The organism is Nocardia sp. NPDC052254 (genome assembly GCF_040679495.1).
Taxonomy (GTDB): Bacteria; Actinomycetota; Actinomycetes; order Mycobacteriales; family Mycobacteriaceae; genus Nocardia.
In genome coordinates this window covers 490,919-507,170 of record NZ_JBFAUW010000001.1, presented here as the reverse complement: position 1 = coordinate 507,170, position 16,252 = coordinate 490,919, and the positions used below count along the sequence as shown (strand labels likewise).

Here is a 16,252-nt window from a genome sequence, read left to right as displayed (position 1 = left end):
AGGCAGCGGTCAACCGGCATGGTAGGCAACCTCGCCGGCGATGATCGTCGCGGCCACCGGCGTCGAATCGAGCGCAGCACCGAGGTCTCGGGGAGCAACCCGCAACAGGGTCAGGTCCGCGGCGTGACCGGTGGCGATCGTGCGGGGGATGTGCGGGCGGGCGGCGGTGCCGAAGAACAGCGACAAGGCCGTCGCCGGTGACAATGCCTCGGCGGCCGGGCGGCCGGGAGCCCGGTCGACGGCGGCCCGGATCGCCGCCCACGGGTCGGGATCGCCGAAGGGGGCATCGGTTCCGGCCGCCACTCCCACCCCGGCGGCGAGCAGCGAACCCAGCCGCCATACATCGCCGCGATCCTCGGCGGGCACCGTGCCGGTGTACCGCGGCGCCCGCTCGATCGAGGAGTGCGGCTGTGTGATCACCGGAATGTCGTTGCGCCGCAACCAGGTCAGTGCCTCGGAGGGAATCACCGCACCGTGTTCGATGCGGTCACCGGCGATGACACCGGCCAGATCGAACGCGGACATCGCGAGAATCAGCTGCACCCGGCTCATACAGTGCACCGCGGCCGCGCGGCCCGCACTGTGCAGCCGCCGCAACCGGACCACCAGATCGTCGAGCTCCGGCAGGGTGGCGTCGTCGAGCAGAATCTTGGTGGGCCCCAGGCGGAATCGCTCGACGCGTGGATCCTCGATATCGGGTTCGGCCATACAGCACACGCGCTGCACGATCCGCCCGTCGAGTACCGCCGCGGCCAGGGTGCCGACCTCGGGCCGGGTGAGATCCGGTGTGGCGTCGGTGAATCCGGTGATTCCGCGCCCGGCCGCCACCGCCGAGACCGGGGCGGGATCGGGCGCCAGGCAGCCCAGCCGGTCGCCCAGCCAGGTGTCCATCCGCCACAGCCGGCCGGTGATCCGGCCCTCGGGATCGCGCTCCACCCCCGGCAGGTGGCAGTTGTCCACGTCCAGCAGTGCGCAGGCGCTGGAATCGAGAATCCACAGTGCGCCGGAGCGATGCTGGACGTGGACCGGGCGGCCCACATCCATGCTGTCCAGCGCCCATCGGTCGATCGCACCGGCGACATCGTCGTGGTAGTCCACCGCGCGGATCCACGCGTGTCCAGGAGCCTGCCGGGCCGCCTCCTGTAACCGGGTCGCCAGCCCGCGGGTCCCGTGAATCCGCTCCGGCCCGACCGGGACCGATTCGGTACGCGCGGCCAGCGATCGCAGATGGAGATGGTGATCGTGCAGGCCCGGCACCAGCCAGCCGCCGCGGGCATCGATATCGTCCTCGCCGGAACGCGGCCGCAGCCCGGTACCGCATTCGGTGATGGTGCCGCGTTCGCAGCGGATGTCGGTGTGGTCACTGCCGAAGATCACGGCATCGCGGATCAGCATGCGACACCACCCGCGCCGGCCGGACCGGTGAAGTCCGTGGCTCCGGCGGCCGCCCGGGTACGAACATGGTGCGATGCCGAGGCCGGCCCGCCGGTCCGGAGATCGGGCGCCCGGCGCGGTCGCGGCGTCGCGGCCGAGATCGGTGCCACAGAGTCTGTGCTGTCCATTCGACTGGTCTCCTCGGCGAGGTGAGTGCTACCGGCGGCTCAGGCCGGTCCGCCGGTGGGCTCGACGCGATCCGCCGGCCCGGTCAGCGGCCGCCGCGGCCGGCCCTCGGAATCCAGGTCCAGACAGGCGAATCGGAGATCCGCGGTGTCCGCGCCGCGGGTGGTCATTGTGGTCACCGCCGTTCTGTGATGCCGCGGTACAGACCGCGGGCAACCGGTATCGCGCACGGGAACCGGAGTCGGTGGGTAGCCGCGGGCCCGGCTCCCGTGCACACCCGCTGCGGTAGCGCGACCCACGTCCCGGGGCGTCCGGTCCGGGACCCGAGTGCGGAGGACGACGATCACCGCAGCTGGTCTTTCATCACCTTTCCGGTCGCGCCCAGTGGCAGTTCGTCGAGGAACACCACCGTGCGGGGCACCTTGTATCCCGCCATGTTCTCCCGGCTCCACGCGATGAGCTCGGATTCCGACAGTGGCGCGCCGGTGACGACGAACGCCTTGCCCACCTGCCCCATCCGGTCGTCGGGCACTCCGATGACCGCGGCCTGCACGACCGCGGGGTGCTGCAGCAGATAACCCTCGATCTCGGCGGGATAGGCATTGAACCCGCCGACGATGAACATGTCCTTCTTGCGCCCGATGATCCGTAGCCGCCCGCCTTCGTCGAGACTGCCGAGATCGCCGGTGTGCAACCAGCCCTCGGCGTCGATGGCCTCGGCCGTGGCCGCGGGATCGTCGAGATAGCCCTGCATCACGGTGTAACCGCGCAGCAGCACCTCACTGTCACCGGCGATGCGCACCTGGACACCGTCACACGCGGTTCCGGCCGTGGTGGCGATCTGCTCGAAGGTGTCACCGGGTCGCGAGGCCGTCGCGGTACCGGCCTCGGTGAGGCCGTAACCGGTCATGATCGACCGGAACGGCAGTTCGGTCTTCACCCGCCGGATCAGCTCCACCGGGATGTCCGCGGCGCCGGTGACCGCCGCCCGCAGCGATGACAGGTCGTAGCGTTCCTGTGCGCCGAGCAGCGAATGATAGAGCGTGGGCGGTCCCGGCAGCATCGTGATCCGTTCGCGCGCAACGAGTTCGCACACCCGGTCCACATCGAAGACCGCCACCGGCAGGATGGTCGCGCCCCGGATGAACGAGGCCAGGATCCCGGCCTTGTACCCGAAGGTGTGGAAGAACGGGTTGACCGCGAGATAGCGGTCGCCCTCGCGCAGATCGGCGAGCTCGCACCATTCGGTGTAGAGCCGCAGATTCTGCTGGTGGTTCATCATCACGCCCTTGGGCCGGCCGGTGGTCCCGGAGGTGTAGATGATGTCGGAGATGTCGGTGCCGGCCGTCTCGCGTTCGAAAGGTGAACCGCTGGAGAGGAAATCGGAGGCCAGGTCGATCACGGGCACACCCTCGGGGCCGGTGTGCTCGCGCCCGAGGAAGCCCTGCTGCACCAGCAGGAACTTCGCACCGCTGCGGCCGACCACGTCGGCGGCCTCGGCTTCCCGGAACCGGGTGTTGACCGGAACGAGCACACCGCCCGCGGTGAGCAGTCCGAGTGCCGCGACGATCCACGGCGCGGAATTGGGTGCCCAGATCGCGACGCGGTCGCCCTTGCCGACGCCGGCTTGCGCGAAGGCGCCCGCCGCCCGCCGCACCCGGTCCACCAGTTCGGTGTAATTCAGCCGCAGATCGCCGTCGACGACCGCTTCGGCGTCGCCGAAGCGGTCGGCGCAGGACGCGACCATCTGCGGGATGGTCTCCCAAGTCATGCGGTGCCCTCCGAGGTGTGTGCGTGGCGCGGTGTGGTGACACCGCGCCGGCGCCGCTGTGTTCGGCCGCGGCCCTTCCGGTGCGCCGCGCGATCAGGCGGACTGCCTGCTCCGTGGCCGTCGCCTGTGCCGCGCACCCGACCGCTCATACCTTCAGCAGCCTCGCCAGGTTGCCGCCCATGATCTTTTCCTGGTTGGCCAGCGGCATGTCTTTGATCTCGTTGATGTAGCGAGCGGGTTCGGCCAGCCCCTCCGGATGCGGGTAGTCCGAGCCGAACAGCACGTTCTCCACGCCGATCAGGTCGGCGATCGCCTGCAGATCCTCCTCCCAGAACGGGCTGACGTGGATGCTGCGCTTGACCGCCTCGACCGGGTCCTGGAAGCCGAAGCCTTCGGGCGCCTTCTTGTAGGTGTCCTGCAGGTTCTCGAGCAGCGGTCCGAGCCAGGAGGCGCCGTTCTCGATGACGGCGACCTTCAGCTCGGGGTGCCGGAACAACGCACCGTGGCACACCCAGGACGCGACCGCGTCCTGGATCGGCCGCCATTCGGTGGTCATCCGGAAGGTGTTGGTCTTGAACGGCAGCATCTCCAGATTGCTGCCCTCCCATTCGGCGTTGAATCGCGAGTAGCCGCTGTCGGAGGAGTGCATGGTGACCAGGACGTCGTGCTCGACCACTCGCTTCCAGAACGGATCGAACTCGGGCAGGGCGAACGAACGCGGTCCTCGCAGACCCGGAACGGGTGCGGGGCGCACCAGAATCGCCTTGGCGCCGTTCTCGACGCACCAGTCCAGTTCCTCGATGGCCTTGTCCACGATCGGCAGGCTCACGACCGGCACGGTGAAGATACGGTCCTTGTAGTTGAAGCCCCACTCCTCGAGCAGCCACCGGTTGAGCGAATGCACCACGCCGTGAATGAGATCGGGGTGATGGCGCATGCGCTCCTCGATGAGGCTGGCCAGTGTCGGGAACATCAGTGTGCGGTCGAGCTGGAGTTCGTTCATCAATTCCAGGCGCGGACCCGGCTGATGGAAGGCGGGAATCGAGCGCATCGCCTTACCGAAGATCTCCCGGCGGCTCTTGCCCTCCGGATTGCCGTTCTTGAAGTACTCCTCCATCGCGCCGGGCCGGGCGACCACCTCGAAGGTGGGGTTCGGGATGTACTCGCTGATCTGCCCGAGAACCGCGATCTTGGTGCGGCCGTTGAGCTCCACGTACTGGATGGCCCCCTCGAATTCCTTCGGCAGGTACCGGGTGAGGGCCTCTTTGGTCTCGTAGAGGTGGTTGTCGGCGTCGAACAGCTGATACGGCAGCTCGAGCTTGGTCATAAGAGTCTCCTTTGTTCGTTAGGAGAATCATATTCTCCGAATTTGCGTGTTGCAATGTCGTGCGCGGCGGTTCCTATCCGGCGACGGCGGCGCGCACGCGGTACTTCTGGACCTTGCCGCTGGGGGTGCGCGGAAAGTCCTCGACGATGTGCAGCTCCTCCGGCCACTTCTGTTTGGCCAGGCCCGATGCGGCGAGATGGGCCTGAACATCGGCCAGGCTGGGTGTTTCGGCCTCGGGGCGCAGCCGCACCACCGCCGCGGCGTGTTCGATGAGCCGGGGATCGGGCGCGGCGACCACGACGGCCTCGGCGACCGCGGGCATGCGATGCAGCAGATCCTCGATCTCGACCGCGCTGATGTTCTCTCCGCCCCGGATGATCAGGTCGGTGGTGCGGTCGGTGATGGTGAGATAGCCGTCGTCGTCGAGGTGGCCGACATCGCCGGTGCGGTACCAGCCGTCGTCGTCGAAGGCCGCGGCGGTGAGTGTCTCGTCGGTGTAGCCCAGGCACAGATCCGGCCCGCGACTGAAGATCTCGCCGTCCTCGGAGAGTCGGATCTCCACACCCGGCAGCGGGCAGCCGTCGGTGTAGAGCCGCTTGTCCTGCGGATCGAAGCAGCTGGATCCGGTGATCGACGGATGTTCGGTACTGCCGTAGGCGCGGTAGGCGATGATGCCCAGATCGGTGAGCCGGGTGGTGACCGCCGGTGGCACCGAACTTCCGCCCAGCCCGGCGTATTTCATCCGACGCAGGTGCTCGTCGGTGAAGCTGGGATGGTCGAGCAGGCTGGTGAGGTAATAGGGCACCCCGCCGGCGACCGTCACGTCGAATTCGGTCATCAGGCTCAGCACCCGGCCCGGATCCCACACGTCCAGCAGATTGATCGCGGCGCCGTCGAGGACCGGAATGAGCAGGGCGTTGACCATACCGATGAAATGCCCGACCGGCGCCGCGGTGAGCTGGGCCCCCAGATCCGGCGGGAAGTGCTCACTGAGCTGGCGGGTCTCGAAGCCGAGGCTGCGGTGGCTGTGCACGACGCCCTTGGGGTCGCGGGTGGTGCCGGAGGTGAAGGCGATCAACGCGGGTGAATCCGGATCCACCGGCAGGACGCCGGACATCTCCCGCGGTGCCAGCAAGGTGTCGAAATCGCGGTCCACGACACCGACGATCGGCACGTGCTCGCACAGGTCCGGCTGGAACTGCATGGTGCCGAAGCGTTCCGCGGTGACGAACACCTTCGGGCGCACCGCGTCGAGGATGTAGCCGAGTTCCTTGCGCCCGTAGAAGTGCACGATCGGCACCATGGTCGCGCCGAGGAAGGACGCGGCCCAGAACGTCGCGGCGGCCTCCATCCAATTCGGCAGCTGGAAGGCCACCACATCGCCGGGGCCGACACCGCGCTCGCGCAGGCCGGCGGCCAGGCGGCGGGCGATGCGCTCCACCTCGCCCACCGTGCCCGACCACGGGCGCTGTCGCGAATGCACTCGGAAGCCGACGGAGGGCGCACCGGACAGGCCGCGGGCGAGGACGTCGCCCATGGTGTCGCGGGTCCAGAAGCCCTGGGCTTCGTACCGGTCGGCCAACTGCTGCGGGATCTTTCGCATGCTCGAACTCCAATGCCCTACGGGGGTGGCGGGTCGGCGGCGGGCTCGGGCAGCGCGCAGCCACCGGGAGATCGGGTGCTCCGAACCCGAATACGGAGATGATATTCTCAGATTCGGAGAAGCAACATATCCGGAATGGAGAACGTGTGATGGTCGACCTCGAGGTGGACGACGGTGTCGCGGTGCTGACCATCGATCGGCCGCAGGCGCGCAATGCCATCGCGCCGGAGACGATGGACCAGCTCGACACCGCCATCGACGCCGCCGCCGGTGCCCGGGTCCTGGTCGTGCGGGGCGCGGGGGAGCGCGCTTTCGTCTCCGGGGGAGATCTCAAGCAGCTGGCCACGATTCGCACCGAGGAGGGGGCCGCGCAGATGGCGTGGCGGATGCGTGGAATCTGTGACCGGCTGGCGTCCTTTCCCGCACCGGTGATCGCCGCACTGAACGGCCACGCGCTCGGTGGTGGCGCGGAGTTCGCCGTGGCCGCCGACATCCGCATCGCCGCCGCCGACATCACCATCGGGTTCAACCAGGTGACGCTGGCGATCATGCCGGCCTGGGGTGGCGCCGAACGGCTCGCCGCCCTGGTCGGTCGCGGCCGCGCCATGATGCTCGCGGGCTCCGGTGCGATCCTGACCGCGGCGCAGGCCGAGCGGGCCGGTCTCGTGGATCGGGTGGTGCCGCGCGACAGTTTCGAGCAGGACTGGCGCGCGCTGGCGGCCTCGATGGCGACTACGGCCTCGGTGCCGATCAAGCAGGCGGTCTCCGGTGCCACGCCGGAGCAGGCGGTGGAATCTTTTGCCCGCCTGTGGGTTTCCGACGCGCACTGGGAAGCCGCGGACCGCGTGCTGAATCGCGCCGCGCGCCGCGCGCCCGCCGGCACCGCGCAGGCGTAGCCGACACGCGATACCGGCGATGTGGCTGTTGCGGGGTTTTCGGCGCGGCGAATCGGTCAACACCGGGCAGCGGTCCGTCATCCGGGCGGACCGCAGCCATCACAGCCGAGTGGACGCCGTGCGAGGTCAGTCCTCGTCCGGCCGCATTTCGATGATCGCGTGGACGGGGCAGTCCAGCAGGGCGCGGTGCACGTGGTCGCGATCGGCGGCGGGGACCCTGCCGTCGCCCTCGAGAGAGGCGTAGCCCCAGTCGTCGAGGGGGAAGTATGTGGGGGCGCGTTCGGCGCAGAATCCGAAGCCGTCGCACAGGGTGCGGTCGAGTCGGACGCGCAGGTCCGGAGATTGGTCGGGGATCGGCTGGTCGGGCATCAGACTGTCACCGTTTCCACATCGAAGGGGCGCACTGCGGTGAAGGGGGTGTGCGTGCAGGTGGCGCAGCCACCGTCGCGATGTCGTTTCACCGCATCGGGGAATTCGTCCAGCAGGGTCCGCGCCGCATTGGTGGCGGCATCGAGGGTGGCGCAGGCGCCACGGCCACGCAGGACCGTGGACCAGCGGTCGAAGCGTTCCAGATCGTCGGATGCGGCGGTGCCGTCGCGCAGGGCCGAGGCGACCGCGCTCATGGCGGCGATTCCGTTGAAACAGGAGCCGCACTGGCCGGCATTCTCGCGGTCGAAGTATTCGAGCACCGAGGCCGTCACCGCGACCGGGCAGTCCTGTTCGGTGAGTAGTGCGACCGCACCGCAACCGAGCCCGGTACCGGCGGCGCGCAGGGTCTCGTGGTCCAGACGCAGATCCAGCACCCGCTCACCGGTGAGCCCGTTGAAATATCCGCCCAGCAGCGCACCGTGGACGAGATCGGCCGCCACGCCGTGCAGGGCGAGCAGCTCGCGGATCGAGAACCCGTGCGGCAGTTCGTAGATCGCGGCATCGCGACCGCCGCCGGTGACCGTGGCCAGGAAGGTTCCGGGGGAGTCGGCGGTGCCGGCGGCGCGGAACGCCTCGGCACCGTGGCGGTGGATCCACGCCAGATTCGCCAGCGTCTCGACATTGCTGATCAGGGTGGGCCGCTTGTCGACGCCCGCGGAGAACGGCCGCGGCGGCTTGTCCATCGGCTTGGCCGGGCCTCCATTGAGGGACCGCACCGCCGCGGTCTCCTCACCGGCGACGTAACCGGCGGTGACAGTGTGGATCTCGAACGGAACCGGCATCGGCCCGGCCTCGGCGATCGCGGCGGTGACCGAGTCGGCGGCGGCCGGATCGGACAGGTAGATCACGGCGCGATCGGCGTCGAGAATCGCTGCCGCCGAACGCAATCCGTCCAGCACCAAATGCGGGCGATGGCGTAGCAGCCAGCGATCCTTGGCCGAAGCCGGTTCGCCTTCCTCGCCGTTGGCGACCACGATCGGGCGTACCCCGGGCGTGCAGTGCCCGGCCACCGAACGCAGTTTGGTGCCCAGCGGGAATCCGGCCCCGCCGCGCCCGCGCAGCCCGGCGGCCACCACCTGCTCGAGCAGGTGTCCGGGGTCATCGAGCGGCGCGTAGCCCCCGCTCGCGCGGTAGCCCGCGACATCACCGGGCACATCGATGATCCGCGGTCCCGGCCCCGGAGGGGCGATGACCGTCGGATTCGCGATCGCATCCATCAATCCGTCCTTCGAAAACTCGTCCGCGGCCGAAAACTATCGGCCCGGGAAAATGCTGTGCCTACAATCGGCGGCATGCGTACCGCAGTGATCCGGGTCGATGTCGATCCCGCCGGGGAACTTTCCCGGGACGTTTTCGAAGCCAAGATGTCCGACCTCACGATCCGTGCGGTGAAATCGGGAATTTCGCTGCCCGCCGCAGAGATGGATTCCGTGCCGCCGCGCCGCCGCGAAATTCAATTGCTGATCGACGGGGACGACACGGAGAAGATGTCGGATACCGTGCTCGCCCTGTGCGCCGAGGTATTCGGCGCCGGAGTGCGCCCGGGACCGGTGACCTTCGTCAGCCGCGGCACCGACGCCGATGCCCACGGCGTCCTGGCCGGATTCGGAATCGCCGGCGACATCGACCGTGCCCACGACGCGGCCGGCTTCGACATCCTCACCGTCCGGCTGGCCCGCACCGATCTGGCACGCATCCCGGAGAGCCGGATCCAGACCGCGCTCGAGGCGGCGACCAATTCCGAAGTGGTCATCGTCGCGATCTGAGACCGCTGGTGGGCCGCCGGTGAGCAGCCCACCAGCACAACGGAACTCACTGTCCATCGCCGCTACTGCTCGATGAAGTCGAGGATCGCCGGAGCGGCCAGCACCCAGGTGTCGAAGATATTGCCCTCGCCGCGGGCCCGCGCCTTCTGCCCCTGCTGCCACGCGTCCTCCGGCCACGGGGGATCGATCAGCACCGAACCCTCGATCAGGCAGTGCACCTCCATCGATGTCCGCTTGGGATGGTCGATGTCGTGCTCACCGCCGCGGATGATCAGGGTCGGAATCTTCAGTTTCGAGAATTCGTAATCGGTCACACCGGGAATGGTCTGGCCCGGTTTGGGAACATAGGCGTCGAGCCAGCGCAGCATCTGCGCCTGGAATTCACCGGCGTCCATGGCCAGCAGCCGATCCTTGTTCTTCGGGTTGTCCTGGATCCGCTCCTGCCATTCCGGCAGATCGATCAGCCCCTCGATCCCCTTGATTTTCGCCGCGGTGATGTTGGGAATGATGTAATGCGAACCAAGGGCGATCAATCCGTAGTTTCCGCCCACGATATTCCAGAGAATCAACTTGGTCGCGATTTCCGGATACAGCATCGCCGTCAGAATCGAATCCCGCGCACCGCCGGAACCGCCGGCGATGATCACCGGCCCGGTGTCCAGGTGCACGAGCAGATCGTGCAGGACCTCGGCGCGCATATGCGATTCGGTGGGCCCCCAGAACGCGACCTCGCTGCGCCCGCAGTTGGGCCGGTCCCACAGCAGGACCCGATGCCCACCGGCGACGAGCGCCTCGGCCAGCGGGCGCAATCCCGGGATCTCGGTACTGAACCGTCCGCCGGGTGTCAGCACGATCAGCGGGCCGGACGTTCCCAGAATCTCGTAATAGACTTCGCCACCGCGGATTTCGGCCGTTGGCATGGACAGACCTCCTTGTCTGGAGTGCTTCGCAGAATTGTTGCCGCCGGTGAGCGCTGCGCCATCAGGCGGTGACCAGAACGTCGTTGCCGACGACCCGGACCGGATAGGTGCGGATACTCCACTCGGGTTTGACCGCGGTCGTGCCGGTGGCCAGTTCGAAACCCCACTGGTGCCACGGGCAGAAGATGTACTCGCCCGCGCGCACGCTCACCGCGTCGCCGGGCACCGATTCATCGACCTTCGTCAGCCCGCGAGTGCGGCCCGCGCACAGCGGGCCGCCCTCGTGCGGGCAGTAGTTGGCGATGGCGTAGAACGTGCCACCGACGTTGTAGACACCGACGCCGTGCCGCCCGATCGGCACGAGTTTGTGTGTGCCGGGCGGGATCTCGTCGATGGTCGCGACCGCGTGCTCGCGCCCCTGGGGCAACCGCGGCGTCGCGGCGATGTCGTCGGTCATCAGAACACCCGCACTTGGCCCGGCAGGACCGGTACGGTGGCCGTCAGGTTGGCGTAGGTCGCCAGGCCGTTGCCGAACATGATCGGCTCGCGGGTGTGCTCGGGCAGATGTTTGACCAGCCAGCGCGGATCGTCGAAGGTCCAATGCGGATAGTCGGAGGAGAACAGCAGGATCTTCTCGGCCTCCATCCACTCCAGCGCCCGCGTCAGCTCGGTCTTGTCGTCGGGATAGTCCAGTGGCTGGGTGGTGAACTTGATGTGTTCCTTGACGTACTCCGACGGCTTGCGCTTGATCGAGACCCAGGATTTGCGCGTCTCGTAGATGGCGTCCATCCGCCACATGAGCGGCAGGATCCAGGTGAACGCATGCTCGACCAGGATGATGCGCAGCGCCGGGAACCGGTCGAAGACGCCGTCGAAGATCAGGCTCATGATCTGGTTCATCGCCAGCAGCGAGTAGGTGACCATGAAATCGTGGTTGTAGCTCGGGTATCCGACCGGTGGCATCGGCAGGTTCTCGAAACAACCGCGCGACAGATGGCAGGCCACCGGCAGGTCGTGCTTGACCGCGGTCGCCCAGACCGGGTCGTACATGGGATCACCCCAGGCCGGTCGCGGCTCGGCGCGGATGAGGATCTGCGCCATGTACGGATGTCCGGCCCACTTCTCGATCTCGCGGACCGCGCCGGCCGGATCCTCGGCCGCCGCGCTGATCGAGCCGCGGTAGCGTTCGTGCCAGTTGTTGTGGCCGTCGAGCCAGTCCTGGTCCAGCCAGGTGTTGACCGCGGATGCCGCCGCCGAGGTCGCCTCTGGTAGCCGGGCCTGATGCAGACCCGGTTCGAGGATCGCGATATCGGATCCGGCCCCCATGATCAGCTGCCGGAACAGGGTGTCGGGATCACTTCCCGGAAATCCGCCGCCTTCGGGGAACGCGTCCACGCGCATCGCGTAGGCGTACGCGAAATCGGGTGCGTCGTAGAACAGGGTGCTGCCGACCTGATGGTTGAGGAAGTACTTGCTGCGGAACGGTTCCGGGTAGAGCTCCGCGAGCCGGCCGGGCCTGGGCACCGGGTGGACGTCGGAGTCGACCACCCGCACCGCGACCCGGTCGGAGCTCGGCACCCGCGTCCGTACGTCGATATTCGCCTGCGTCATTGGTATCCCTTTCGATGTCCGATACCGGTTACCGCGTCGTGGCCGCGGCGGGGATGTCGATGCCGTACAGCGCGGCGGCGTTGCGCCACAGCACCTTCTCGCGTTGTGCGGTGCTCAGCGCGGACGGCAGCCGCGCCGGATCGTCGAGCTGCCAGTCCGGATAACTGGAACCGAACATGACCATGTCCTGCTTGCCGGTGAATTCCAGCCAGTCCCCGGCGAATTCGACGTCCCCGGGGCCGTCGAGCCGGCCCTGGACGAAGTGGATCGAGCCGGCCAGATAGTCGCTGGGCATGCGCGGTGCCCACGGGGTCTGCTCGAGGTGTGGACGGCCGAAGGTGTCCATCCGCCACATCATCGGCGTGAGCATGTCCGCGGCGCCGTCGGCCCAGACGAAGCGCAGATCGTCGAAGCGCTCGAAGACACCCTCCGCGATCATGTTCATCTGGTGGTAGAGATAGTTCAGCGCCATGAACCCGAGGTACTGCTCATAGGTGCGCGGATGTCCGGACGGGGTGGGCGGATAGGCCACTCCCGAACCGGATTCGATATGGGCCGCGACGGGCAGGCCCGCGGCGGCGGCGGCCTCCCACAACGGCCAGAACTGCGGCTTTCCGTACAGTTCGCGCGACTGCATCGGGACGCCGATCTGCACGACGCGTGGATGTGAGCCCCAGCGCTCGATCTCGCGGATCGCGCCGGAGATGTCCTCCGGATTCACCCGAATGGTGCCGCGGTAGCGTTCGGCGTAGGTGCCCGAGTCCAGCCAGCGCGCGATCATCATCTCGTTGTGCGCACTCGCGATCGCGGTACCCAGGTGGCGGTCGGGCATGATGCCGCGGGTCATCGGATGCAGGATCGCGATGTCGGTGCCGCGCTCATCGAACAGCACCCGGCCGACGGCGTCGGGTTCGGAACCGGGATATCCGCCCTCGGACAGGATGGTCTCCGGCGCGAACTCCCCGCCCGGTGCGCCGTACCAATCCATTTCGACATCGGGATAGCCGCGGCTGCTGTATGGCTCGCGCAGCCAGCTGCGCAGTTCGGCGTTGCCCTGGAAGAAGATGTGCACGCTGGCATCGATCACGGGGCTGCTGGTGCCGTCGGGAAGGGTGATCATCGGCCCTCCTGTGTTGTTGCGGGACGTCCGCATCCAGTCGCACCGATCGGAGGCTTCGCGTGGTGTCTCATCGGTACTCCTGCGGGAGTTCGGGGCGCGCGGCCTGTGTGCGGGCGTCGCGGAAGTGCGGTCATGTGCGGCTCGTGCCGTGCCTCCGGCGGGGCGGCCGCGATGGGGGGCGGGTGCGAGTGACGCGTGGGGACGAAGACCCCGCGCTGAGCTCGCGAACCAAATATTTGTTCCGCAAATGTACGCCGGAGCGGGCCGGTCGCACAAGGGGTGCGCACCCGCGCGGATCAGTTTCGGATCGGTGTGCGGGTGGCGCCGCAGAGCAGTGTCGCGCGCGAATGGGCGTGTGCGGCACGGAGTCCCGTCCGGGCGACCACCGGCGGCGGCATCCAGATCAGGTCGCGCACACAGGCCGACAGCCGGCTCTTGGTCATTCCCTGCACGGTGATCTCGCCATCGGCCCGGCCCTGCTCGATCACCGCAGCGATCTGTCGCGCGCGGCGGCGCAGTATGTCGATGACATCGCTGGTGTCGGGGGGAGTGGACCGGAACCAGGCGCGCTGGATCGCGAACTCGAGTTCGAAGCGATCCAGCGCGTTGAGGTTGATCCAGGTCAGCGCGTCGAGTTTGGCGATCGCCGAGCTGTCGGTGGCGACCACGCGGGCATAGGCGCGCGAGATCTCGTCGTGGAACGAGCCCATGATCGAATCCAGCAGCGCCTGTTTGGATTCCACGGCGCGATACACGCTGCCGGCGCCCATCCCGGCCGCGGTGGCGATATCACGCATGGTGGTCGCCTCGTAGCCGCGGCGGGCGAATTCGGCCCGGGCCACCACACGCAGCCGTGCCGTGCGGTCGTCGGCATCGGGTTCGCCCGGTGCGGCCCAGGTGCCGACGCTCTCGCGTGCGGCGCGCAGCGCGGCGGATCGGTCGAGCTCCTGCGGGGCGGCCGGTTGCGCGGGCAAGCCGTCGAGCAGCAGGCGGCACACGACTGTCGCGACGCGGTCGGCGGAGTTCTCGCGGTGCAGGACCGACAGGCCGATGTGCAGCATCGTCTGGCACAGCTGTTCGGCCAGTACGCCGCGGTCCACGGCGTCGGCGAGGTAGTCGTGCGCGGCCGCGGCGTCGAGCAGGGCTCGCATGGCCGCGATCGGTGCGGCGGGCGGATCGGCGGCCAGGGCGATCAGTGCCGTCCCCGCGCCGGTGTGCGGTTCGTAGATCGACAACTGCAGTGCCGCACGATGTTCCAGTGCGCACGCGGCGATGGCGGTGGCGTACCCGTCGATGATGTCGAAGGCCACCGCGGCGTGGGTGATCGCCGCCGGCGGTGGCGCCGAGCGGGCCACCGCGTCCAGATCGGCGTGGTAGCGCTCGAGTAGTTCGACCGCGATCGCTTCCTTGGATTCGAAATGGTGGTAAAGGCTGCCCGGCAGGATGCCGCAGGCGTCGGCGACGTCCTTGACCACGGTTCCGGCATAGCCCGCCGAGGCGAACAGATCCGCCGCGGCCCGCAGGATCTCCGACCGCCGTACGCTGTCGGCGCGGACGGCGGCCGGTGCGGTGGTCCGTGTGCGCTCCATCCGCTCAGTGTGACCGGTGTGTGCGGGCGCTCGTTCGGGCTCCGGTGTCGCGTCGTGGCATGTTCGCAGCATATCGGCTCAACCAAATATTTGTTCCGCACGGTGCCGGTCCGCCGGGCGCGTTCCGGGTGGACACCGATCATCGCGGCTCAATCATTGCGCGGGAAGCCGAGGTCGAGCCCGCGGTGGCCGGGATCGAGCCAGCGGCTGGTGACGGCCTTGGCCCGGGTGTAGAAGTGCACGCCCTGGACGCCGTGCGCATGGGTGTCGCCGAACAGCGAATTCTTCCAGCCGCCGAAACTGTAGTAGGCCATGGGAACCGGGATGGGGACATTGATGCCGACCATTCCGACCTCGACCTCGTACTGGAAGCGCCGGGCCGCGCCGCCGTCGTTGGTGAAGATCGCGGTGCCGTTGCCGTAGGGGTTGCCGTTGATCAACTCGAGCGCCTGCTGGTAGCCGTCCACCCGGACCACCGCGAGTACCGGGCCGAAGATCTCCTCGCGGTAGGCCGCCATCTCCGGGGTCACGTGATCGAGCAGGGTGGGGCCGAGCCAGAAGCCCTGGGACACATCGATATCGGCGTCGGCGGTACCGATGGCGCCACGGCCGTCGACGACCACGCGGGCGCCTTCGGCCTCGGCGGTGCCGACGGCGGCGGCGACCTTGTCGCGATGCGCGAGAGTGACCAGGGGGCCCATATCCGCCTCGCCGTGCCCGTCGCCGATCCGCAACCCCCGGGTCCGCTCGGCCACCCGGGCGACGAGATCGTCGGCGATCTCCCCGACCGCGACCGCGACCGAGATGGCCATGCAGCGCTCGCCCGCCGAGCCGTATCCGGCGTTGACCAGTGCGTCCGCGGCCAGATCCAGATCGGCGTCGGGCAGGATCACGGCATGGTTCTTGGCACCGCCCAGGGCCTGCACCCGCTTGCCGGTCGCGGTGCCGGTGGCGTAGACGTATTCGGCGATCGGGGTGGAGCCCACGAAGGAGACGGCCTTGATCCCGGGGTCGAGCAGCAGTGCGTCGACGGCTTCCTTGTCGCCCTGCGCCACATTGAACACGCCGGGCGGCAGGCCGGCCTCTTCCCAGAGCCGCGCCAGCCACAGCGCCGCCGACGGATCCTTCTCACTGGGTTTGAGCACGACGGTGTTGCCGGTGGCGATGGCCAGCGGGAAGAACCACATCGGCACCATGGCCGGGAAGTTGAACGGTGCGATGATCGCCACCGGGCCCAGCGGGGCCCGCACCGAGTACGCGTCCACGCCGGTCGAGACGTTCTGGGTGAATCCGCCCTCCAGCAGATGCGGTATACCGCAGGCGAATTCGACCACCTCCTGCCCTCGCGACACCTCGCCGAGGGCATCGGAGAACACCTTGCCGTGCTCGGCGGTGATCAATCCGGCCAACTCGGACTTGCGGGCGTTGAGCAGTTCGCGGAAGCGGAAGACGATCGAGGTACGCCGCGCGAGTGAGGTGTCACGCCAGCCGGGGAAGGCCACGGCCGCGGCCTCGACCGCGGCGCGGATCTCCTCGGCGTCCGCCATCGCGACCGCCCCGGTGACCCGCCCGGTGGCGGGATCGGTGACCGGCGCGGTGCGCGTGGACCGGCCCGGGCGCGCGGTTCCGTCGATCCAGTGACCGATGTGGGCGATTCCCG

General features: G+C 68.4%; 15 protein-coding genes. 2 read left to right on the top strand and 13 right to left on the bottom strand.

Features of this window, described 5'->3' with window-relative positions; translation table 11 throughout:
- Nucleotides 1-9 precede the first annotated feature (9 nt).
- The 5 genes from AB0L57_RS02290 to AB0L57_RS02270 form a co-directional block, all read right to left on the bottom strand.
- Nucleotides 10-1,395 carry an amidohydrolase family protein gene (locus AB0L57_RS02290; RefSeq protein WP_364955743.1) on the bottom strand — a complete coding sequence of 462 codons (1,386 nt, stop codon included), beginning with the start codon at nucleotides 1,393-1,395 and terminating at the stop codon, nucleotides 10-12.
- A 206-nt stretch (nucleotides 1,396-1,601) separates the two neighbouring features.
- Complete coding sequence (locus AB0L57_RS02285) at nucleotides 1,602-1,739, bottom strand: hypothetical protein (RefSeq protein WP_364955740.1); 138 nt, start codon at nucleotides 1,737-1,739, stop codon at nucleotides 1,602-1,604.
- A gap of 164 nt (nucleotides 1,740-1,903) precedes the next feature.
- Nucleotides 1,904-3,331 (bottom strand): FadD3 family acyl-CoA ligase, encoded by a 1,428-nt coding sequence (locus AB0L57_RS02280; protein ID WP_364955737.1) that lies wholly within the window; start codon nucleotides 3,329-3,331, stop codon nucleotides 1,904-1,906.
- Between the two features lie 145 nt (nucleotides 3,332-3,476).
- Nucleotides 3,477-4,658 (bottom strand): amidohydrolase family protein, encoded by a 1,182-nt coding sequence (locus AB0L57_RS02275; protein WP_364955734.1) that lies wholly within the window; start codon nucleotides 4,656-4,658, stop codon nucleotides 3,477-3,479.
- Between the two features lie 73 nt (nucleotides 4,659-4,731).
- Complete coding sequence (locus tag AB0L57_RS02270; protein WP_364955731.1) at nucleotides 4,732-6,261, bottom strand: AMP-binding protein; 1,530 nt, start codon at nucleotides 6,259-6,261, stop codon at nucleotides 4,732-4,734.
- 149 nt (nucleotides 6,262-6,410) lie between these two features.
- On the opposite strand from AB0L57_RS02270, the gene AB0L57_RS02265 reads away from it, so the two are divergent.
- Nucleotides 6,411-7,157 carry an enoyl-CoA hydratase/isomerase family protein gene (locus tag AB0L57_RS02265; RefSeq protein ID WP_364955728.1) on the top strand — a complete coding sequence of 249 codons (747 nt, stop codon included), beginning with the start codon at nucleotides 6,411-6,413 and terminating at the stop codon, nucleotides 7,155-7,157.
- A 126-nt stretch (nucleotides 7,158-7,283) separates the two neighbouring features.
- Here the strand turns inward: AB0L57_RS02265 and AB0L57_RS02260 are convergent, their stop codons facing one another.
- Both AB0L57_RS02260 and AB0L57_RS02255 read right to left on the bottom strand, forming a co-directional pair.
- On the bottom strand, nucleotides 7,284-7,526 hold the full coding sequence (locus tag AB0L57_RS02260) for a ferredoxin (protein WP_364955725.1): 243 nt from the start codon (nucleotides 7,524-7,526) through the stop codon (nucleotides 7,284-7,286).
- Complete coding sequence (locus AB0L57_RS02255) at nucleotides 7,526-8,803, bottom strand: NADH-ubiquinone oxidoreductase-F iron-sulfur binding region domain-containing protein (protein ID WP_364955722.1); 1,278 nt, start codon at nucleotides 8,801-8,803, stop codon at nucleotides 7,526-7,528. Before AB0L57_RS02255 ends, AB0L57_RS02260 begins: the two co-directional genes overlap by 1 nt.
- A gap of 75 nt (nucleotides 8,804-8,878) precedes the next feature.
- Between AB0L57_RS02255 and AB0L57_RS02250 the strand changes: the two genes are divergently transcribed.
- Nucleotides 8,879-9,352: a hypothetical protein gene (locus tag AB0L57_RS02250; protein ID WP_364955719.1), complete on the top strand. Its 474-nt coding sequence runs from the start codon at nucleotides 8,879-8,881 to the stop codon at nucleotides 9,350-9,352.
- A 62-nt stretch (nucleotides 9,353-9,414) separates the two neighbouring features.
- Here the strand turns inward: AB0L57_RS02250 and AB0L57_RS02245 are convergent, their stop codons facing one another.
- The 6 genes from AB0L57_RS02245 to AB0L57_RS02220 form a co-directional block, all read right to left on the bottom strand.
- On the bottom strand, nucleotides 9,415-10,272 hold the full coding sequence (locus tag AB0L57_RS02245; RefSeq protein WP_364955716.1) for an alpha/beta hydrolase: 858 nt from the start codon (nucleotides 10,270-10,272) through the stop codon (nucleotides 9,415-9,417).
- Nucleotides 10,273-10,333: 61 nt separating this feature from the next.
- The gene (locus AB0L57_RS02240) at nucleotides 10,334-10,729 is read right to left on the bottom strand and encodes a Rieske (2Fe-2S) protein (RefSeq protein WP_364955713.1); all 396 of its coding nucleotides are present in this window, start codon (nucleotides 10,727-10,729) and stop codon (nucleotides 10,334-10,336) included.
- Complete coding sequence (locus tag AB0L57_RS02235) at nucleotides 10,729-11,883, bottom strand: amidohydrolase family protein (RefSeq protein WP_364955710.1); 1,155 nt, start codon at nucleotides 11,881-11,883, stop codon at nucleotides 10,729-10,731. Before AB0L57_RS02235 ends, AB0L57_RS02240 begins: the two co-directional genes overlap by 1 nt.
- Before the next feature lie 28 nt (nucleotides 11,884-11,911).
- The gene (locus tag AB0L57_RS02230; protein ID WP_364955707.1) at nucleotides 11,912-13,003 is read right to left on the bottom strand and encodes an amidohydrolase family protein; all 1,092 of its coding nucleotides are present in this window, start codon (nucleotides 13,001-13,003) and stop codon (nucleotides 11,912-11,914) included.
- A gap of 296 nt (nucleotides 13,004-13,299) precedes the next feature.
- Nucleotides 13,300-14,592, bottom strand: a complete 1,293-nt coding sequence (locus tag AB0L57_RS02225) for a helix-turn-helix domain-containing protein (protein WP_364955704.1) — start codon at nucleotides 14,590-14,592, stop codon at nucleotides 13,300-13,302.
- A gap of 149 nt (nucleotides 14,593-14,741) precedes the next feature.
- On the bottom strand, nucleotides 14,742-16,247 hold the full coding sequence (locus tag AB0L57_RS02220; RefSeq protein WP_364957245.1) for a CoA-acylating methylmalonate-semialdehyde dehydrogenase: 1,506 nt from the start codon (nucleotides 16,245-16,247) through the stop codon (nucleotides 14,742-14,744).
- Nucleotides 16,248-16,252: the final 5 nt, after the last annotated feature.

Coding starts and splice junctions, on each gene's coding strand:
- AB0L57_RS02290 (WP_364955743.1), bottom strand. CDS start 1,395: ATGCTGATCCGCGATGCCGTGATCTTCGGCAGTGACCACACCGACATC.
- AB0L57_RS02280 (WP_364955737.1), bottom strand. CDS start 3,331: ATGACTTGGGAGACCATCCCGCAGATGGTCGCGTCCTGCGCCGACCGC.
- AB0L57_RS02275 (WP_364955734.1), bottom strand. CDS start 4,658: ATGACCAAGCTCGAGCTGCCGTATCAGCTGTTCGACGCCGACAACCAC.
- AB0L57_RS02270 (WP_364955731.1), bottom strand. CDS start 6,261: ATGCGAAAGATCCCGCAGCAGTTGGCCGACCGGTACGAAGCCCAGGGC.
- AB0L57_RS02265 (WP_364955728.1), top strand. CDS start 6,411: ATGGTCGACCTCGAGGTGGACGACGGTGTCGCGGTGCTGACCATCGAT.
- AB0L57_RS02260 (WP_364955725.1), bottom strand. CDS start 7,526: ATGCCCGACCAGCCGATCCCCGACCAATCTCCGGACCTGCGCGTCCGA.
- AB0L57_RS02255 (WP_364955722.1), bottom strand. CDS start 8,803: ATGGATGCGATCGCGAATCCGACGGTCATCGCCCCTCCGGGGCCGGGA.
- AB0L57_RS02250 (WP_364955719.1), top strand. CDS start 8,879: ATGCGTACCGCAGTGATCCGGGTCGATGTCGATCCCGCCGGGGAACTT.
- AB0L57_RS02245 (WP_364955716.1), bottom strand. CDS start 10,272: ATGCCAACGGCCGAAATCCGCGGTGGCGAAGTCTATTACGAGATTCTG.
- AB0L57_RS02240 (WP_364955713.1), bottom strand. CDS start 10,729: ATGACCGACGACATCGCCGCGACGCCGCGGTTGCCCCAGGGGCGCGAG.
- AB0L57_RS02235 (WP_364955710.1), bottom strand. CDS start 11,883: ATGACGCAGGCGAATATCGACGTACGGACGCGGGTGCCGAGCTCCGAC.
- AB0L57_RS02230 (WP_364955707.1), bottom strand. CDS start 13,003: ATGATCACCCTTCCCGACGGCACCAGCAGCCCCGTGATCGATGCCAGC.
- AB0L57_RS02225 (WP_364955704.1), bottom strand. CDS start 14,592: ATGGAGCGCACACGGACCACCGCACCGGCCGCCGTCCGCGCCGACAGC.